The organism is Pararhizobium sp. LjRoot235 (assembly GCF_964254145.1).
Classification (GTDB): domain Bacteria; phylum Pseudomonadota; class Alphaproteobacteria; order Rhizobiales; family Rhizobiaceae; genus Pararhizobium.
In genome coordinates this window covers 3,284,233-3,297,570 of sequence record NZ_CAXUSP020000001.1, presented here as the reverse complement: position 1 = coordinate 3,297,570, position 13,338 = coordinate 3,284,233, and the positions used below count along the sequence as shown (strand labels likewise).

Below are 13,338 nucleotides of genomic sequence, written 5' to 3'. Positions count from 1 at the left end.
CGCTGCGCCGCCTTGCGTCGCCACTGCCGCTTGACGCGGCCCTCGCATCTCCCGTAAGCGGGAAACATGGCGGCGACTGAAACCCACCAGACGATCGAGACGGTCTTCCGGATCGAACAGGCCAGGCTCATCGCGGGCCTGGTCCGGATGGTGCGGGACGTCGGTCTCGCCGAAGACCTGGCGCAGGACGCCCTCGTGGCTGCCCTCTCCGAATGGCCGAAGACCGGGGTTCCGAGAAACCCAGACGCCTGGTTGATGGCCGCTGCCAAGCGCCGGGCCATCGACGGGTTCCGCCGCAAGAAAATGTTGGCGCGCAAGCATGCCGAGATCGGCCGGGATCTCGAGGGCGAAAGTGTCGATCCTGTCGCGGATATCGTGACGGCCATGGATGACGACCTTGGCGATGAGCTGCTCGGCCTGATCTTCACCGCCTGCCACCCGGTGCTCTCGCCCGAGGCGCGCGCGGCGCTGACGCTGCGCCTGATCGGCGGGCTGACGACGGACGAGATCGCCCGCGCTTTCCTCTCCAGCGAAGCGACCATCGCCCAGCGCATCGTCCGGGCCAAGAAGACGCTCGGCAAGGCCGGCCTGACCTATGAGGTGCCGCGCGGGCCGGAACGAAAGGAACGCCTCGCCTCGGTGCTCGAGGTCATCTACCTGATCTTCAACGAGGGTTATGCGGCCACCGCCGGCGAAGACCTGATCCGTCCGGCCCTGTGCGCCGAGGCCCAGCGCCTGGGCCGCATCCTCTCCGGGCTGGCACCGGGCGAAGCCGAGGTCTTCGGCCTTCTGGCGCTGATGGAAATCCAGGCCTCGCGCCTCAACACCCGAACGGCGCCGGACGGCTCGCCGGTTCCCTTGACCGAACAGAACCGCGCCCGTTGGGACCAGCTGCTGATCCGCCGGGGTTTAGCTGCATTGGCGCGTGCCGAAGCGCTCGGCGGTGCGGGCGGCCCCTACGCCCTGCAGGCAGCACTCGCCGCCTGCCATGCACGGGCGCGCAAGGCGGACGAGACGGACTGGCAGAGGATCGCCGCGCTCTACGACACGCTGCTTGAGGTGATGCCGTCACCGGTCGTCGATCTTAATCGGGCCGTGGCCCACAGCATGGCCTTCGGGCCAGAAGCCGGCCTCGCCCTCGTCAAAGAGATCGAGCGGGCAGGGACCTTGCGCGACTATGCCCCGATGCCGGCGGCCAAGGGGGACTTCCTGTTCCGGGCGGGCCGGCTGACTGAAGCCAGGGCCGAGTTCGAGCGCGCGGCCGCGCTCACGCGCAACGAGCGCGAAAAGGCCTTCCTGCTTCGCCGGGCGGCCGCCTGCGGCGGCGCATTCTAGCGCGCTGTCCGGCGCACTCTGGCAAGTTCACTGGCCTCCGCAAATCCAACCGTCTGCTCAAGGCTGGCTGCAAGCTTCAGGCCGTTTCATCACCCCACCAGCTTCAGCCCGATGCCCCAGGGATCGACGAGCGAGACGGTGGCGCCGTTGCGCGTCACCGGAATTTCCAGCTCGTCGAGCTTGGCGACTGCCGCCTGCAGCTTGGCCGGATCGTTGAAATGCACGGTGTAGTCGGCAAGGCCGGTCATGTTGCCCTGCCGCTTCGGAGCACCGCGCGAATTCCAGATATTGGCGCCGACATGGTGGTGGTACTTGCCCGAGGCAAAGAAGCTGGCGCCGGGATAGGTCGCCATCAGGTCGAGCCCGAGCACGTCGCGGAAGAAGGCGTTGGCCTGCGGAATGTCCGACACCTGCAGGTGGATATGGCCGATCGCCGTCCCGTCCGCCATGCCGTCCCACTTGTCCTTCTGCGCCTCGTCGTAGATCGCCTGCAGGTCGAGCGGCAGCGTCGCCATTTTCACCATGCCGTCCTCGACATAGGTCCATTCCTCGCGCGGACGGTCGCGATAGACCTCGATACCGTTGCCTTCGGGGTCGCCGAGATAGATCGCCTCGCTTACCAGATGATCCGACGCGCCCTGCAGCGGCACGTTGTTGTGGGCGACATGGGCGAGCCAGCGGCCAAGCTCGGTGCGATCCGGAACGAGGAAGGCGGTGTGGAACAGACCCGGCACGTTGCGCGGCGCCACGGCGGCATTGCCTTCGGTCGTCAGCGTCAGAAGCGGACGTCCGGCAACGCCAAGCGTCTCTCCGCTCGCCGTCTTTTCCATCGGCGCCAGGCCCATGATCTGCTGATACCATGACGATACCATGGCCAAGTCGCGCACCACCAGATGCGAGTGATCGATATAGGCCGGCATGCGCACGGCGTGGGTTAAGGCGTGCTCTGTCATCGTCATGCTTTCTGCCTTGGCTGTGGCGGCTCCCGTTGCCAGCGCTGTCGCCGATAACTTCATGAAGGTGCGTCTGTCGAAGCTGGCCATGGCGCGTTCCCGTTTGAAACTCTTGCAGAACTATATGGCGCGCCTGCGGCGTCCACGAAAGGGGGCGTATTGAGGAAGTACCGTTCTCAGCCTGTTGACAATCGCTTGCGGCCGCATGGCGGGTTGTGACTTTTTCCCGCGCACATCTATATTCTATTTATCCGCGCCAGGCAGGTTGGCGAAAACAACGGCTAAGGAGGCAGGACATCTTGTCTCTCTGCCGGCACGGCGAACCCGAGGAGACAGTCATGTATTCGAGAATTATCGTCCCGATTGCCATGGACCAGCTGGAGCATGGCGAAAAGGTCCTGGAGCGCGCCAAGTCGCTGCTCGACGAGGGCGGCGAAATCATCCTGCTGAATGTGGTCGAGGATCTGAACGCCTATGCGCAGGGCTACATGATTGTCGACTTTCCGCTGGAAATGATCGAGGCCTCGCGCAAGCATGCGGCCCAGACGCTGACCGATCTCAAGCGAAAACATGGCGTCAAGGGCCGCGTCGAAGTCCGCGTCGGCGGCGCGGCCGGCATCATCAACGCCTTTGCCGAGGAGATGGAGGGCGACCTGGTCATCATCGCTTCGCACCGGCCGGGCCTGATCGACTATTTCATCGGCTCCACCGCAAGCCGCGTCGCCAGCCATTGCAAATGCGCGGTGCTGATCGATCGCTGAGGCGAGATTTGGAACGTGATGGCGAGCGAAAGCTGCAGGCGGCGGCTGCGGGTGTGCTCGGCATCTCGCTCGGCAGATTGTCGCAGCAGTGTCGGCCCGGCAGAACAGGCTCCCGCGCAGGAACAGGGCAGACTAAGGCAGCCCACAACAGCGCAGCCAACTTCCTCGCATCGCAATAGTCGCGAATCTAGGATTTTTGCGAACGATCGATGTTGCGGGACATGATCAGGCAGTTCGCGTGAACGGTGGGCATGATCTCGGTCTCTTCATGGCCTGTGATCTTAAAACCTTGCTTGGTGTAAAAGCTCCGTGCTGGCTCGATGTTCGACAATACGCGAATTTCAAGACGATCGCTGTTTGAAGCGGATGAAACGGCTTCCAGCAAAAGGGTCCCGACCCCTCCTCGTTGACGGAGAGGGCTAACGTACATGCCCCAAAGGTAGGCCGTGCCGGCTCGATCCGCAAAGATCGCACTCCCAACGATCTCATCTTCCACAACCGCGCAGTAACCGTGCTCACCATTGTCTGGCAACAATGCAGAAGCACCATGGGCGTCAAGGTTGGATAGCATGGCTTCCAAAGCATCCGCGCCAAGGCTTTCCGTGTAGGTAGCAATCCATGTTTGTCGCCAGAGCCGAACCAGATTTTCAGTGTCTTTCTTTAGAATGGGTCGCGCAGAATACATTTTACTTCTTTGGCCCCCTCTGAGAACCGACGGGGCGAGCGGCAGATCGCACCGACGTGTTCAGTGCCACGGCGGCGCGAATGAGCGCCTTCAACGCCTCTTCGTCGATCTTGTCGCCCTCATGGAAATCGATGGCACGTCTGGTGTTGCCTTCGAGGCTGGAGTTGAAGAGGCCTGAAGGGTCCGCCAGCGAAGCGCCCTTGGCGAAGGTCAACTTCACGGCAGTCTTGTAGGTCTCACCGGTGCAGATTATCCCGGCGTGCGACCACACCGGAACCCCTCGCCACTTCCACTCCTCGATCACTTCGGGGTCGGCCTGCTTGATGAGACTTCGGACCCGAGCGAGCGTCTCGCCCCGCCAATCACTCAGCTCCTTGATTCTTGCATCTATCAGTTGAGAGGGCGAATCGCCTCCTTTTACTTCCTTCGGTTCGCTCATGGCCGTTGTCGCTTTCTACATGGTTGTTTGTCGCGCCTGTGAGTATCGCTCGTCAGCACGTGGTTAGCAGCGTGGCGGGCAAGGGCCTGGATGTGCGATTTGATTTAACGCCATGCCTGGTCTGCCGGAACATCTTTGCGGGTTTCATTCTGTTGAAAAGCGGTGCTTTCGCAAGTCTCCCGGGAACAACGCACGTGGCCGCCAAAATGTCGATCTGTTGCAAAGTTTGATCTTTCCGGCCCTTTTTTCGCTCGCCTGCCTATGTCAAATTGTCAGGCTGCCACGCTCTCGCGGTAGCGGTATGGTGTTGCGAAATATGGTGGGCATTTGCTGGCAGCATCGTGAAACCGAATTGAAATGAAGTGTCGAGGGGGGCTCTGGTGGAAATCAAGGGCGTCAACTGGAACTATGATCGCTCTGAGCTGATCGCCGATGGCGTCGTCCACGGGATCGGCCTTGCTTTTGCGCTGATCGGCGTCACGGCGATGATCTTCTATGCGACCCTCTGGAGCACGTCCGGCCAGCTGGTCGCTGCCTGGATCTACGGCGCCGGGCTGGTTACGACGCTGTCGATCTCCTTCCTCTACAATCTCTATCCGGTGTCGAAGACGAAATGGTTCCTGCGCCGCTTCGACCATTCGTCGATCTTCGTGCTGATCGCCGCCACCTATACGCCGTTCCTGCAGCGTGGCTGGGACGATCCCTATCTGTTCGGCATGCTGATCGGCATCTGGGCGATCGCCTTTGTCGGCGTTTTGATCAAATGCGTCTTTCCCGGCCGCTTCGACAAGGTGGCGATCCTGCTTTATCTCGCCATGGGCTGGAGCGGCGTGTTTGCCGCCGGCCCGCTGCTGTCGCAGCTGACGGAAACGACGCTGATCCTCATCCTGATCGGCGGCATCATCTATTCCTGCGGCGTGATCTTCCATGTCTGGGAAAAGCTGCGCTTCCAGAACGCCATCTGGCACGGCTTCGTGGTAACGGCGTCCGCCGTGCACTATTCCGCGGTCCTGACTTGCATCAGTAGCGCTTCGGCCTGAGCCGCCGTCTCACCGGATGTCAGTTCGGCGCAGCGCCGGGAGCCTGCCGTGGCGCCTGATCGCATCCCGTGGCGGGCCGCAGCGATTTCACCATCCGGCCGATCACGCCGTTGAACGTTTTCAGCGCGTCGCGCGGATAGCGAAGGTGGAAATAGGCGGCGTTTCCATCGCAGAGAGCGATGCCGCGGACATAGAGAACATCTGCCACCCGCGAGCCGGAATAGCTCGCCCAGCCCTCTGTAACCTTGTCATAGGTGATCGTCCATCCGTCAGCCCTGTCCCGGTCGATGCGATTGCGTGCCGCGCCGGCAAATTCCCCATCCTCGATCATCGTGCCGTAGATCAAAAGCTCGGAACGCCCATCGTCGGAGCGGAAGGTCGCACCGTCGCCGTTGTCGGCTTCCTGCTGACGCGTGAACCCCGGCGGTACGGCCGCGCTGTATGCGAAACGGGGATTGGAATAGCGCGTCCAATCGTCCGCGGCGAGGGCGGGCGAGCTTGAAAAAAGGGCTGCTGTCAGCAACAGCGCATGTCTCAAGGCCGCCTCCGTTGTTGCAGTACGCCGCCAGGCGGCCATTGTGTTCTCATTTGAGACGGAGCGCGCCGGAAAAGTATTCACGGCGAATCGCAAGAAAAAAACAAGGGGTTGAAAAACCATCTTTCGACTGGAACCGTAGAGGGCACCTGGGGTAACTGTGGTAAGGCTTAAGCGACCAACGCTGTATATTAGTGCTATAGAACACCTTGCCGGAAGACATGCATTCTTGAGTCAAAACGGTGGAGACGCACCGAGAAAGAGGGCGAATGTCTGAGCCACGCAATGCCGCAAACCGCAACATCTCAAGTGAGCGCCCGGACTACGGCGTTGATGACAAGGGCGTTCCCCTGTGGAGCGAGGCGGACGAAGAGATGACGTCGGGCCGCAACTGGTCGGTCATCCTTGTCTTCCTGTTCGTGCCCTTGATGGCGCTGGTCGTCCTGGTGCTCTGTCTTTACGCTCTGTTTGCCCATGTCTTCGGCCTGCCGTCCGCGTCGGAGACTGTCATTGAAAGCACCAGGCTACCATCGTGATATGCGCGGCCCTGTTCTGAGCCGCGCCCGGCGGGCAAATTCATTCCTGTTCGAAGGTCAGGGCCACTCCGTTCATGCAGTAGCGCAGACCGGTCGGCGGCGGCCCGTCGGGGAAGACGTGGCCGAGATGCGCGTCGCAATCGGCGCAGCGGATTTCCGTCCGGCTCATCCCATAGGACGTGTCGTGGTGTTTCGTCACGGCGTTGGGCGAGATCGGTTCGTAGAAACTCGGCCAGCCGGTACCGGAATTGAACTTTGCCTGCGAGCGATAGAGCGGCCGGTTGCAGCAGACGCAGTGATAGACACCCTTCTTGCTCAAGTCGAAATCCGGGCTCGAGAAGGCGCGCTCGGTGCCGTGCTGACGGGTGATGCGGTACTGTTCCGGCGTCAGCTGCGCGCGCCATTCCTCATCGGTCTTGAATATTTTCAAGGTGCTGGTGTCGCTCATCGGTCTCTCCCTGATTTGCTGCAAAGATATAGGAGGGATGGGGCGTTCCGGCAATCACCCCGTCTGCGGCGTGCAATCGCGCGCCAGCCCGTGGCAATCTGGGGAGAAGGGCCGTTTTTCCGGCCATAAGCTTGAGTTCGTTGCTCGCTTGGCTTATCCCCAAGAGTGTTCGCCATCAACATTCGTTCGCCGGGCTTCCTTGCCGTCTCCTGCCACGCCGCAGCCCGCAACCCTTGAAAGGAACAACCGGAACCATGAATGTCGCCGATCTGACATTTCTGGCTCTCCTTTTGCCGTTCCTGGGCGCAATCGTGGCACCGCTCCTGACCCGCATCCTCGGTCACAATGCCGCCTGGGTGCTGGCACTCATTCCCGTGGCGATCCTCCTGCATTTTTGCGGCTTCTCGGCTGAGATTGCGCGCGGCGAGGTGGTGACGGGCGGCTATGTCTGGGTGCCGTCCTTCAATGTCAGCTTTTCCTGGCTGGTCGACGGGCTGTCGCTGACCTTCATCCTGTTGATTTCCGGCATCGGCGCGCTGATCGTGCTTTATTCCGGCGGTTACCTGAAGGGGCACCCGCATCAGGGCCGGTTCTTCTCGTTCCTCCTGATGTTCATGGGCTCGATGCTGGGACTGGTGGCATCCAACAGTTTCCTGATGCTGTTCGTCTTCTGGGAGCTGACCTCGATCACCTCGTTCCTGCTGATCGGTTTCGATCATGAGCGCGAAGCGGCCCGCCGCGCAGCCCTTCAGGCGCTGGTGGTGACGGGCGGCGGGGGGCTGTTCCTGCTCGCCGGGCTGCTCCTCCTGTGGAACATCACCGGCATCACCCAGTTTTCGCTGCTCACCGCCTTCGGCCCGGCGGTCAAGGCAAGCCCGCTCTATCTCGCTGCGCTGATCCTCGTGCTTGGCGGCGCCTTCACCAAATCGGCGCAGTTTCCCTTCCATTTCTGGCTGCCGAACGCCATGGAAGCGCCGACACCGGTCTCGGCCTATCTGCATTCGGCGACCATGGTGAAAGCCGGGGTCTATCTGTTGATGCGGCTTTACCCGGTGCTGGGCGGCACGGCTGAGTGGCAGGTCATCCTGCCGGTTTTCGGCGCCGCGACGCTCGTCGTCGGGGCGCTTTTGGCGGTGCGCCAGACAGATCTGAAACTGATGCTCGCCTATACGACGATGTCGTCGCTCGGGCTTCTGGTTCTCTTGACCGGTTTCGGGGCGCCCCACGCGATCGAGGCGGCAGCGCTCTACCTGGTGGCCCATGCCCTGTTCAAGGGGGCGCTGTTCATGGTCGCCGGTATCATCGATCACGAAACGGGAGGGCGAGACGTCACCCGGCTCGGCGGTCTGCGTTCCGCCATGCCACTGACATTTGCCATCGCACTCGCCGCCGCCATGTCGATGGGTGGCCTGCCGCCGTTCTCCGGCTTCCTGGCGAAGGAAGAAATCTATATGGCGCTGTCGTCCTTCGACGGGCGCGCGATCATTTTCGCGGCGCTGGCTGTTGTCGGCAATGCCCTGATGTTCGCCGTCGCCTTCGCGGTGGCGCTGAAGCCGTTCGTCGGCAAACAGGTGAAAACGCCGACGGCTCCCCATGAGGCTCCCATATTGCTCTGGCTCGGCCCTGCCGTTCTGGCGGTGAAGGGGCTGACGGTCGCACTCTTTTCCGGCACCGTCCATGAACTGATTACGTCGCCGATGGCATCCGCCATTGCCGGCGAGGCGCGGGTGGTGACCATCTCGCTGGTGCCGCATATCGGCGTTCCGCTGGCGCTCTCGACCCTTACCGTTCTGCTCGGGATCGGCATCTATCTTGCGCTTGCGCGTTTTCGTGGCGGGATCGCTGCCGTTCTCGCCGCGATCGGCTGGGGGCCGGACCGCGGCTTCGATCAGGCGATAAGCGGCCTCATCCGCCTGGCCGCGACGGTGACGCGGCGGCTGCAGACCGGCCGGCTCGACACCTATATGACAGCCACCTTCCTTCTACTGGCGGTCGTCCTCATCGCACCGCCCTTCCTCTACGGCGAACTGGCCCGGGCGCCGGTCTTCCCGCAGGACATTCCGCTGCATGAACTCGCCATCATGGTCATCGCGGCGATCGGGCTCGTCGCGGTCGTTTTGGCGCAGGACCGTCTGACGGCCATCGTTTCGCTCGGCATCCAGGGCTTTTCGGTCGCCGTGATCTTCCTGCTCTTCGGTGCGCCGGACCTCGCCTTCACCCAGTTCATGGTCGAAACGCTCGCTGTCGTCATCCTGGCGCTGGTCATGACGCGGCTCAGGCTGTCGCCGTCCGATCATCGTCCGCGTCGCGAGACCCTGCCGGATATGGCAATCGCACTGGCCTGCGGGCTCGGTGCGACGCTCTTTCTGCTCAAGGTGACGGAAGCGCCGTTCGACACGGCGCTCAGCGATTTCTTCAACCAGTATTCGAAGACGATCGCCCATGGCGCCAATGTCGTGAACGTCATCATCGTCGATTTCCGCGGCACGGATACGCTGGGCGAAATCACCGTGGTGATGATCGCCGCGCTGGCGATCCTGTCGCTGGTGCGGCTGAGGGCCGGCTCGCTCAGGCGCATCGCCGACAATGATCCCGATGCGGAGGATGCGAGCCGATGAAATCGCTGATCTTGCGCACGGTGGCGCCGCTGATCGTCGGGCTGATGGTGCTGTTTTCGATCTTCGTGCTCCTGCGCGGCCACAACGAGCCAGGCGGCGGCTTCATCGGCGGGCTGATCGCGGTTGCCGCCCTGTCGATCTACGGCATCGCCTTCGGCGTCGAAACCGTGCGCCGGGCGATCGTCTTTCATCCGCTGGCCATTGCCGGGGCAGGGCTGTTGCTTTCGACGCTGTCCGGCCTCGTGTCGATGGTGTTCCATGTGCCGTTCATGTCGGGGCTTTGGACCTACCCCGTCATCCTCGGCGAAGAGGTGCCGCTGTCGAGCGTCATGACCTTCGATATCGGCGTCTATCTGGTCGTCGTCGGCGCGGTGACCTCCGTCGCCCTGTCGCTCGAGGAAAGGGGAGAGGATTGATGGAACCCATTTTCGCGCTCCTGACCGGCATCTTCCTGACGATCGCCATCTATCTCATGATGTCGAAGTTCATCATCCGCATGCTGATGGGCGTCGCCATCCTCGGCAATGCCGTCAACCTTCTGATCTTCACCAGCGGCCGGATCATGCGAGAAGTGCCGCCCGTGATCGGGCCGGGTCTCGACGTGCCGGCCGGGCCGGTCGCCAATCCGCTGCCGCAGGCCCTGATCCTGACGGCGATCGTGATTTCCTTCTCGTTCTTCGCCTTCCTGCTGGTGCTCTCGTGGCGCGCTTACAGCACGCTTGGCACCGACAACACCGATGAGATGCGGGTGGCCGAGCCGCAAGACGCCGCACTGCCGCCGCTGGGATACTGACGCAACCATGGCCGTTTCCTCGCCCCCCGCCGATCTGTCCGCAGCGCTGGTTCTTGAGCCGGTGGCAGCGCTCGACTGGCTGGTGATCCTGCCCGTCGCCTGGTGCATCGGCACCGGAGCGGTGCTGATGATGGTTCGGCCACGGACCTTTCTCCAGCCGCTGATCGCCATTGCGGCACTTTGCGTTCTGGCCGGGCTTGATGCTGCGCTCCTGTGGCATGTCTCTCAAAGCGGCCCGGTGACGATGGTCATGGGCCGTTGGCTGCCGCCCTTCGGCATCGCCTTTACGGTCGATCTGACCGGCGCGCTGTTTGCGCTCATGGCGGCCCTGGTGGCGCTCGCCGGCGCCGTTGCCGCCGTCACCGATATCAACGACAGCGGCCGCCGCTACGGCTTCTATCCCTTTCTGATGCTCCTGATGGCCGGCGTCAGCGGTGCCTTCCTGACCGGCGACATCTTCAACCTCTATGTCTGGTTCGAGGTGCTGCTGATCTCGTCCTTCGGGCTCCTGGTGCTCGGCTCGGAGCGTGCGCAGATCGACGGGGCGGTGAAATACGGCTTCCTCAACCTGGTCGCCACCACGCTGTTCCTGATCGCCACCGGCTATCTCTACGGCATTTTTGGCACGCTCAACATGGCCGATATCGCGGCCAAGGCCGGCGAGTTGCAGGGCACCGCGCCGCTGACGACGCTGGTTGCGCTCTACAGTCTTGCCTTCTGCATGAAGGCCGCTGCCTTTCCGGTGAACTTCTGGCTGCCCGCCTCTTACCATACGCCGCGCGTCGTCGTCTCGGCGCTGTTTGCCGGTCTGCTCACCAAGGTCGGTATCTACGCGCTGATCCGCGTTTCCGTCATGCTGTTCCCGGTAGAGCGGCAAGAGCTCAGCTTCGTCATTGCGCTTGTCGGCGCGCTGACGATGATCACCGGCGCGCTCGGGGCGCTGGCGCAGACCGACACGCGGCGCCTGCTCGGTTACCTCGTCATCGCCGGCATCGGCTCCATGCTGGCCGGTATTGCCGTCGGCGGCCCTGGCGGCGTCGGCGGTGCGGTCTTCTACGCACTGCATTCCATGGTGGTGATGACGGCGCTCTATCTGGCGGCAGGGCTTGCCGCCCGTCTCGGCGGCGGCTTTTCGCTGGCCTCGCTCGGTGGGCTCTATACACGTCATACGCTGTTTTCAGCGGTATCGCTGATGCTGTTCTTCGCAGTCTCCGGCCTGCCGCCGTTTTCCGGCTTCTGGCCGAAGGTGATGCTGGTCAAGTCGGCCCTCGACGTCGGCGCCTGGTGGCTGGCGGCGGCGCTGCTTTCCACCGGCTTTCTGACGACGATCGCCACGGGGCGCCTGTTCCTGCTCGCCTACTGGCGGCCGGCCGGCGCGGGCGCACCGTCGGGGGAGGCCGCCTTGCCAGCAACGGCGCTGTTGCCGCTGATTGCCCTGACGACGGTGAGCATCCTGGTCGGACTGTTTCCAGAGACCTTGCTCGGCCTCGTCCAGAAGGCCGCCTTGACGCTCAACGAGCCGTCCGCCTATCTCCATTCCGTCTTTCCGGCCGGGAGCGCGCCATGAGGTTCCTCATCGTCAATGTGCTGCTGACCCTGGTCTGGGCGGTCGTCACCGGCAGCTTCACCCTTCACAATCTGGCGCTCGGCTTCCTGATCGGCGCATTGTCGCTCGTGCTGGTGCGCGAGCGGCTGCCGGCCAGCCTGCATCGCGTCCGCCCGGTGAAGGTGCTGTTGCTGGCAGGATTGTTTTTCAAGGAACTGACGCTGTCGGCAATCAAGGTCGCGGTCATGGTGCTCAGGCCGAACATGCGGCTGCGGCCGGGCATTTTCGCCTTTCCGCTGACGATCACGCGCGATTTCGAAATCACCCTCCTCGCCAATCTGATCACGCTTACGCCCGGCACCTTGTCGGTCGATGTCTCGGACGACCGAAAGATGCTCTATGTGCACGCGCTCGATTGCCATGATCCGGCGGCCGAAAGGCGGGCGATCTCCAGCGGCTTCGAACGCCGCATCCGGGAGGCTTTTCCGGCATGAGCGCGTCCGCCATCCTTTCCTTCTCGACCACCTTCGCGCTTGTCACCCTGTCGCTCGGCCTGTTGCTGACGGTGGGCCGGATCGTGCGTGGCCCGACCCTGCCGGACCGGGTGCTGGGGCTAGACATGCTGGTCGCCATCGCCATCGGGTTCATTGCCGTTATTGCCATCCGCAGCGGCTTCAATCTCTATATCGACATCGCCATTGCGCTGAGCCTTGTCGGCTTTCTTGCCACCGTCGCCTTTGCCCGCTTCATTCTGGCCCGCGGCCTGTCGCCGGAATCCGAGAGCCGCCTCGGGACCGACCGCCGTGCGGTGCCGGCACCGAAGCGCGGCAAGGCCTTGGCACCGGCGCGGCGCCAGAAAAAGCGAGGCCGCCGATGAGCGCCGGTCCGGATATGCCCGTGGCGATTGCCGTCAGCGTGCTCATGGTGGTCGGCTCGATCTTCAGCTTGCTGGCAGCGCTTGGAATTCTGCGCTTTCCGGACCTCTACACGCGCATGCATGCGGCCTCGAAGGCAGGCACCGTCGGCTCCGGGCTGCTGTTGCTGGCGGCGGGGCTGCATGCGCTCGATATCGCCATTCTGCTTAGAGCGCTCGCCGGATTCGCCTTTTTTGTTTTGACGGCGCCGATTTCCGCCCATCTTCTCGCCAAGGCCGCCCATCAGGCGGGATACAAGCTCACCAATCTTTCGGTCACCGACCAATTACCATTGGAAAAGCGGAAGTCCGATAAGCTCTGATGTCCGCAAGAAATTGCAGCAGATTGGACGAAGAGAACCGCTCGTCCATCGACACGACGTTACGTCTTTTTGCGACGTAACGTAATGTTTCCATCAAGGTGAGGATCTTCGCCGCATTTCAAGATGAATAGGCTAGATCTCGCGCAAATTATTATTGGACTTTTCTTCGATCAGTGTTAATCGAGTAAAAGCAAAGTGTCCATTTCCATATTAATTCGTTCTAAATTTCCAGCATGGGTTGTGAATATTGATTGTTGCTTTGAGGAGCCGGTATGTCCCGGCGCTTTGGCGATGTATTCAAACCCCGGAATTTGGAGTAATATGAGAGCTTGTCGCGGTTTTACGGTTTCTGTCGAGGGAAAACTTCGGATCAGAGTCGTTTAACGCGGTTTTCGGACATTTTCTTCGCATGT

16 protein-coding genes are annotated in these 13,338 nt (G+C 62.2%); 11 read left to right on the top strand and 5 right to left on the bottom strand.

Annotation, left to right across the window (positions count from 1 at the left end):
* The first annotated feature begins 66 nt into the window (after positions 1-66).
* Complete coding sequence (locus tag ACSQ2Z_RS16150) at positions 67-1,335, top strand: RNA polymerase sigma factor (protein WP_436082116.1); 1,269 nt, start codon at positions 67-69, stop codon at positions 1,333-1,335.
* 89 nt (positions 1,336-1,424) lie between these two features.
* Here the strand turns inward: ACSQ2Z_RS16150 and ACSQ2Z_RS16145 are convergent, their stop codons facing one another.
* Positions 1,425-2,294 (bottom strand): VOC family protein, encoded by an 870-nt coding sequence (locus tag ACSQ2Z_RS16145; RefSeq protein WP_436083102.1) that lies wholly within the window; start codon positions 2,292-2,294, stop codon positions 1,425-1,427.
* 332 nt (positions 2,295-2,626) lie between these two features.
* On the opposite strand from ACSQ2Z_RS16145, the gene ACSQ2Z_RS16140 reads away from it, so the two are divergent.
* Positions 2,627-3,049 carry a universal stress protein gene (locus ACSQ2Z_RS16140; protein WP_436082115.1) on the top strand — a complete coding sequence of 141 codons (423 nt, stop codon included), beginning with the start codon at positions 2,627-2,629 and terminating at the stop codon, positions 3,047-3,049.
* A gap of 187 nt (positions 3,050-3,236) precedes the next feature.
* Here the strand turns inward: ACSQ2Z_RS16140 and ACSQ2Z_RS16135 are convergent, their stop codons facing one another.
* Both ACSQ2Z_RS16135 and ACSQ2Z_RS16130 read right to left on the bottom strand, forming a co-directional pair.
* Positions 3,237-3,734, bottom strand: coding sequence for a GNAT family N-acetyltransferase (locus tag ACSQ2Z_RS16135; protein ID WP_436082114.1), 498 nt, complete (start codon positions 3,732-3,734; stop codon positions 3,237-3,239).
* Between the two features lies 1 nt (position 3,735).
* Positions 3,736-4,173 carry a DUF1801 domain-containing protein gene (locus ACSQ2Z_RS16130; protein ID WP_436082113.1) on the bottom strand — a complete coding sequence of 146 codons (438 nt, stop codon included), beginning with the start codon at positions 4,171-4,173 and terminating at the stop codon, positions 3,736-3,738.
* A 377-nt stretch (positions 4,174-4,550) separates the two neighbouring features.
* Here ACSQ2Z_RS16130 and trhA point away from each other — a divergent pair, with 377 nt between their 5' ends.
* Positions 4,551-5,213 carry a PAQR family membrane homeostasis protein TrhA gene (trhA, locus tag ACSQ2Z_RS16125; RefSeq protein ID WP_436083101.1) on the top strand — a complete coding sequence of 221 codons (663 nt, stop codon included), beginning with the start codon at positions 4,551-4,553 and terminating at the stop codon, positions 5,211-5,213.
* A 19-nt stretch (positions 5,214-5,232) separates the two neighbouring features.
* On the opposite strand, the gene ACSQ2Z_RS16120 is transcribed toward trhA, so the two are convergent.
* The gene (locus ACSQ2Z_RS16120) at positions 5,233-5,790 is read right to left on the bottom strand and encodes a hypothetical protein (RefSeq protein WP_436082112.1); all 558 of its coding nucleotides are present in this window, start codon (positions 5,788-5,790) and stop codon (positions 5,233-5,235) included.
* Between the two features lie 227 nt (positions 5,791-6,017).
* Here ACSQ2Z_RS16120 and ACSQ2Z_RS16115 point away from each other — a divergent pair, with 227 nt between their 5' ends.
* Positions 6,018-6,284 carry a hypothetical protein gene (locus ACSQ2Z_RS16115; RefSeq protein ID WP_436082111.1) on the top strand — a complete coding sequence of 89 codons (267 nt, stop codon included), beginning with the start codon at positions 6,018-6,020 and terminating at the stop codon, positions 6,282-6,284.
* A 40-nt stretch (positions 6,285-6,324) separates the two neighbouring features.
* Here the strand turns inward: ACSQ2Z_RS16115 and msrB are convergent, their stop codons facing one another.
* Positions 6,325-6,732, bottom strand: a complete 408-nt coding sequence (gene msrB, locus ACSQ2Z_RS16110) for a peptide-methionine (R)-S-oxide reductase MsrB (protein WP_436082110.1) — start codon at positions 6,730-6,732, stop codon at positions 6,325-6,327.
* A gap of 254 nt (positions 6,733-6,986) precedes the next feature.
* Here msrB and ACSQ2Z_RS16105 point away from each other — a divergent pair, with 254 nt between their 5' ends.
* Genes ACSQ2Z_RS16105 through mnhG form a run of 7 tightly spaced genes read left to right on the top strand, consistent with a single transcriptional unit; the run spans position 6,987 to position 12,925 of the window.
* Positions 6,987-9,350, top strand: a complete 2,364-nt coding sequence (locus ACSQ2Z_RS16105; RefSeq protein ID WP_436082109.1) for a putative monovalent cation/H+ antiporter subunit A — start codon at positions 6,987-6,989, stop codon at positions 9,348-9,350.
* Entirely contained in the window at positions 9,347-9,766 is a 420-nt protein-coding gene (locus ACSQ2Z_RS16100; RefSeq protein ID WP_436082108.1) for a Na(+)/H(+) antiporter subunit B, read from the top strand. The genes ACSQ2Z_RS16105 and ACSQ2Z_RS16100 overlap by 4 nt, the downstream gene beginning before the upstream one ends.
* Entirely contained in the window at positions 9,766-10,143 is a 378-nt protein-coding gene (locus tag ACSQ2Z_RS16095; protein WP_436082107.1) for a Na+/H+ antiporter subunit C, read from the top strand. The genes ACSQ2Z_RS16100 and ACSQ2Z_RS16095 overlap by 1 nt, the downstream gene beginning before the upstream one ends.
* A 7-nt stretch (positions 10,144-10,150) precedes the next feature.
* Complete coding sequence (locus ACSQ2Z_RS16090; RefSeq protein WP_436082106.1) at positions 10,151-11,710, top strand: Na+/H+ antiporter subunit D; 1,560 nt, start codon at positions 10,151-10,153, stop codon at positions 11,708-11,710.
* Positions 11,707-12,183, top strand: coding sequence for a Na+/H+ antiporter subunit E (locus ACSQ2Z_RS16085; RefSeq protein ID WP_436082105.1), 477 nt, complete (start codon positions 11,707-11,709; stop codon positions 12,181-12,183). Before ACSQ2Z_RS16090 ends, ACSQ2Z_RS16085 begins: the two co-directional genes overlap by 4 nt.
* Positions 12,180-12,566 carry a cation:proton antiporter gene (locus ACSQ2Z_RS16080; RefSeq protein ID WP_436082104.1) on the top strand — a complete coding sequence of 129 codons (387 nt, stop codon included), beginning with the start codon at positions 12,180-12,182 and terminating at the stop codon, positions 12,564-12,566. The genes ACSQ2Z_RS16085 and ACSQ2Z_RS16080 overlap by 4 nt, the downstream gene beginning before the upstream one ends.
* Entirely contained in the window at positions 12,563-12,925 is a 363-nt protein-coding gene (gene mnhG / locus ACSQ2Z_RS16075; protein ID WP_436082103.1) for a monovalent cation/H(+) antiporter subunit G, read from the top strand. The genes ACSQ2Z_RS16080 and mnhG overlap by 4 nt, the downstream gene beginning before the upstream one ends.
* Positions 12,926-13,338: the final 413 nt, after the last annotated feature.

What these genes read in the sequence shown, in the direction of transcription:
- ACSQ2Z_RS16150 (WP_436082116.1), top strand. Translation starts at nt 67, where the DNA reads ATGGCGGCGACTGAAACCCACCAGACGATCGAGACGGTCTTCCGGATC.
- ACSQ2Z_RS16145 (WP_436083102.1), bottom strand. Translation starts at nt 2,294, where the DNA reads ATGACGATGACAGAGCACGCCTTAACCCACGCCGTGCGCATGCCGGCC.
- ACSQ2Z_RS16140 (WP_436082115.1), top strand. Translation starts at nt 2,627, where the DNA reads ATGTATTCGAGAATTATCGTCCCGATTGCCATGGACCAGCTGGAGCAT.
- ACSQ2Z_RS16135 (WP_436082114.1), bottom strand. Translation starts at nt 3,734, where the DNA reads ATGTATTCTGCGCGACCCATTCTAAAGAAAGACACTGAAAATCTGGTT.
- ACSQ2Z_RS16130 (WP_436082113.1), bottom strand. Translation starts at nt 4,173, where the DNA reads ATGAGCGAACCGAAGGAAGTAAAAGGAGGCGATTCGCCCTCTCAACTG.
- ACSQ2Z_RS16120 (WP_436082112.1), bottom strand. Translation starts at nt 5,790, where the DNA reads ATGGCCGCCTGGCGGCGTACTGCAACAACGGAGGCGGCCTTGAGACAT.
- ACSQ2Z_RS16115 (WP_436082111.1), top strand. Translation starts at nt 6,018, where the DNA reads ATGTCTGAGCCACGCAATGCCGCAAACCGCAACATCTCAAGTGAGCGC.
- msrB (WP_436082110.1), bottom strand. Translation starts at nt 6,732, where the DNA reads ATGAGCGACACCAGCACCTTGAAAATATTCAAGACCGATGAGGAATGG.
- ACSQ2Z_RS16105 (WP_436082109.1), top strand. Translation starts at nt 6,987, where the DNA reads ATGAATGTCGCCGATCTGACATTTCTGGCTCTCCTTTTGCCGTTCCTG.
- ACSQ2Z_RS16100 (WP_436082108.1), top strand. Translation starts at nt 9,347, where the DNA reads ATGAAATCGCTGATCTTGCGCACGGTGGCGCCGCTGATCGTCGGGCTG.
- ACSQ2Z_RS16095 (WP_436082107.1), top strand. Translation starts at nt 9,766, where the DNA reads ATGGAACCCATTTTCGCGCTCCTGACCGGCATCTTCCTGACGATCGCC.
- ACSQ2Z_RS16090 (WP_436082106.1), top strand. Translation starts at nt 10,151, where the DNA reads ATGGCCGTTTCCTCGCCCCCCGCCGATCTGTCCGCAGCGCTGGTTCTT.
- ACSQ2Z_RS16085 (WP_436082105.1), top strand. Translation starts at nt 11,707, where the DNA reads ATGAGGTTCCTCATCGTCAATGTGCTGCTGACCCTGGTCTGGGCGGTC.
- ACSQ2Z_RS16080 (WP_436082104.1), top strand. Translation starts at nt 12,180, where the DNA reads ATGAGCGCGTCCGCCATCCTTTCCTTCTCGACCACCTTCGCGCTTGTC.
- mnhG (WP_436082103.1), top strand. Translation starts at nt 12,563, where the DNA reads ATGAGCGCCGGTCCGGATATGCCCGTGGCGATTGCCGTCAGCGTGCTC.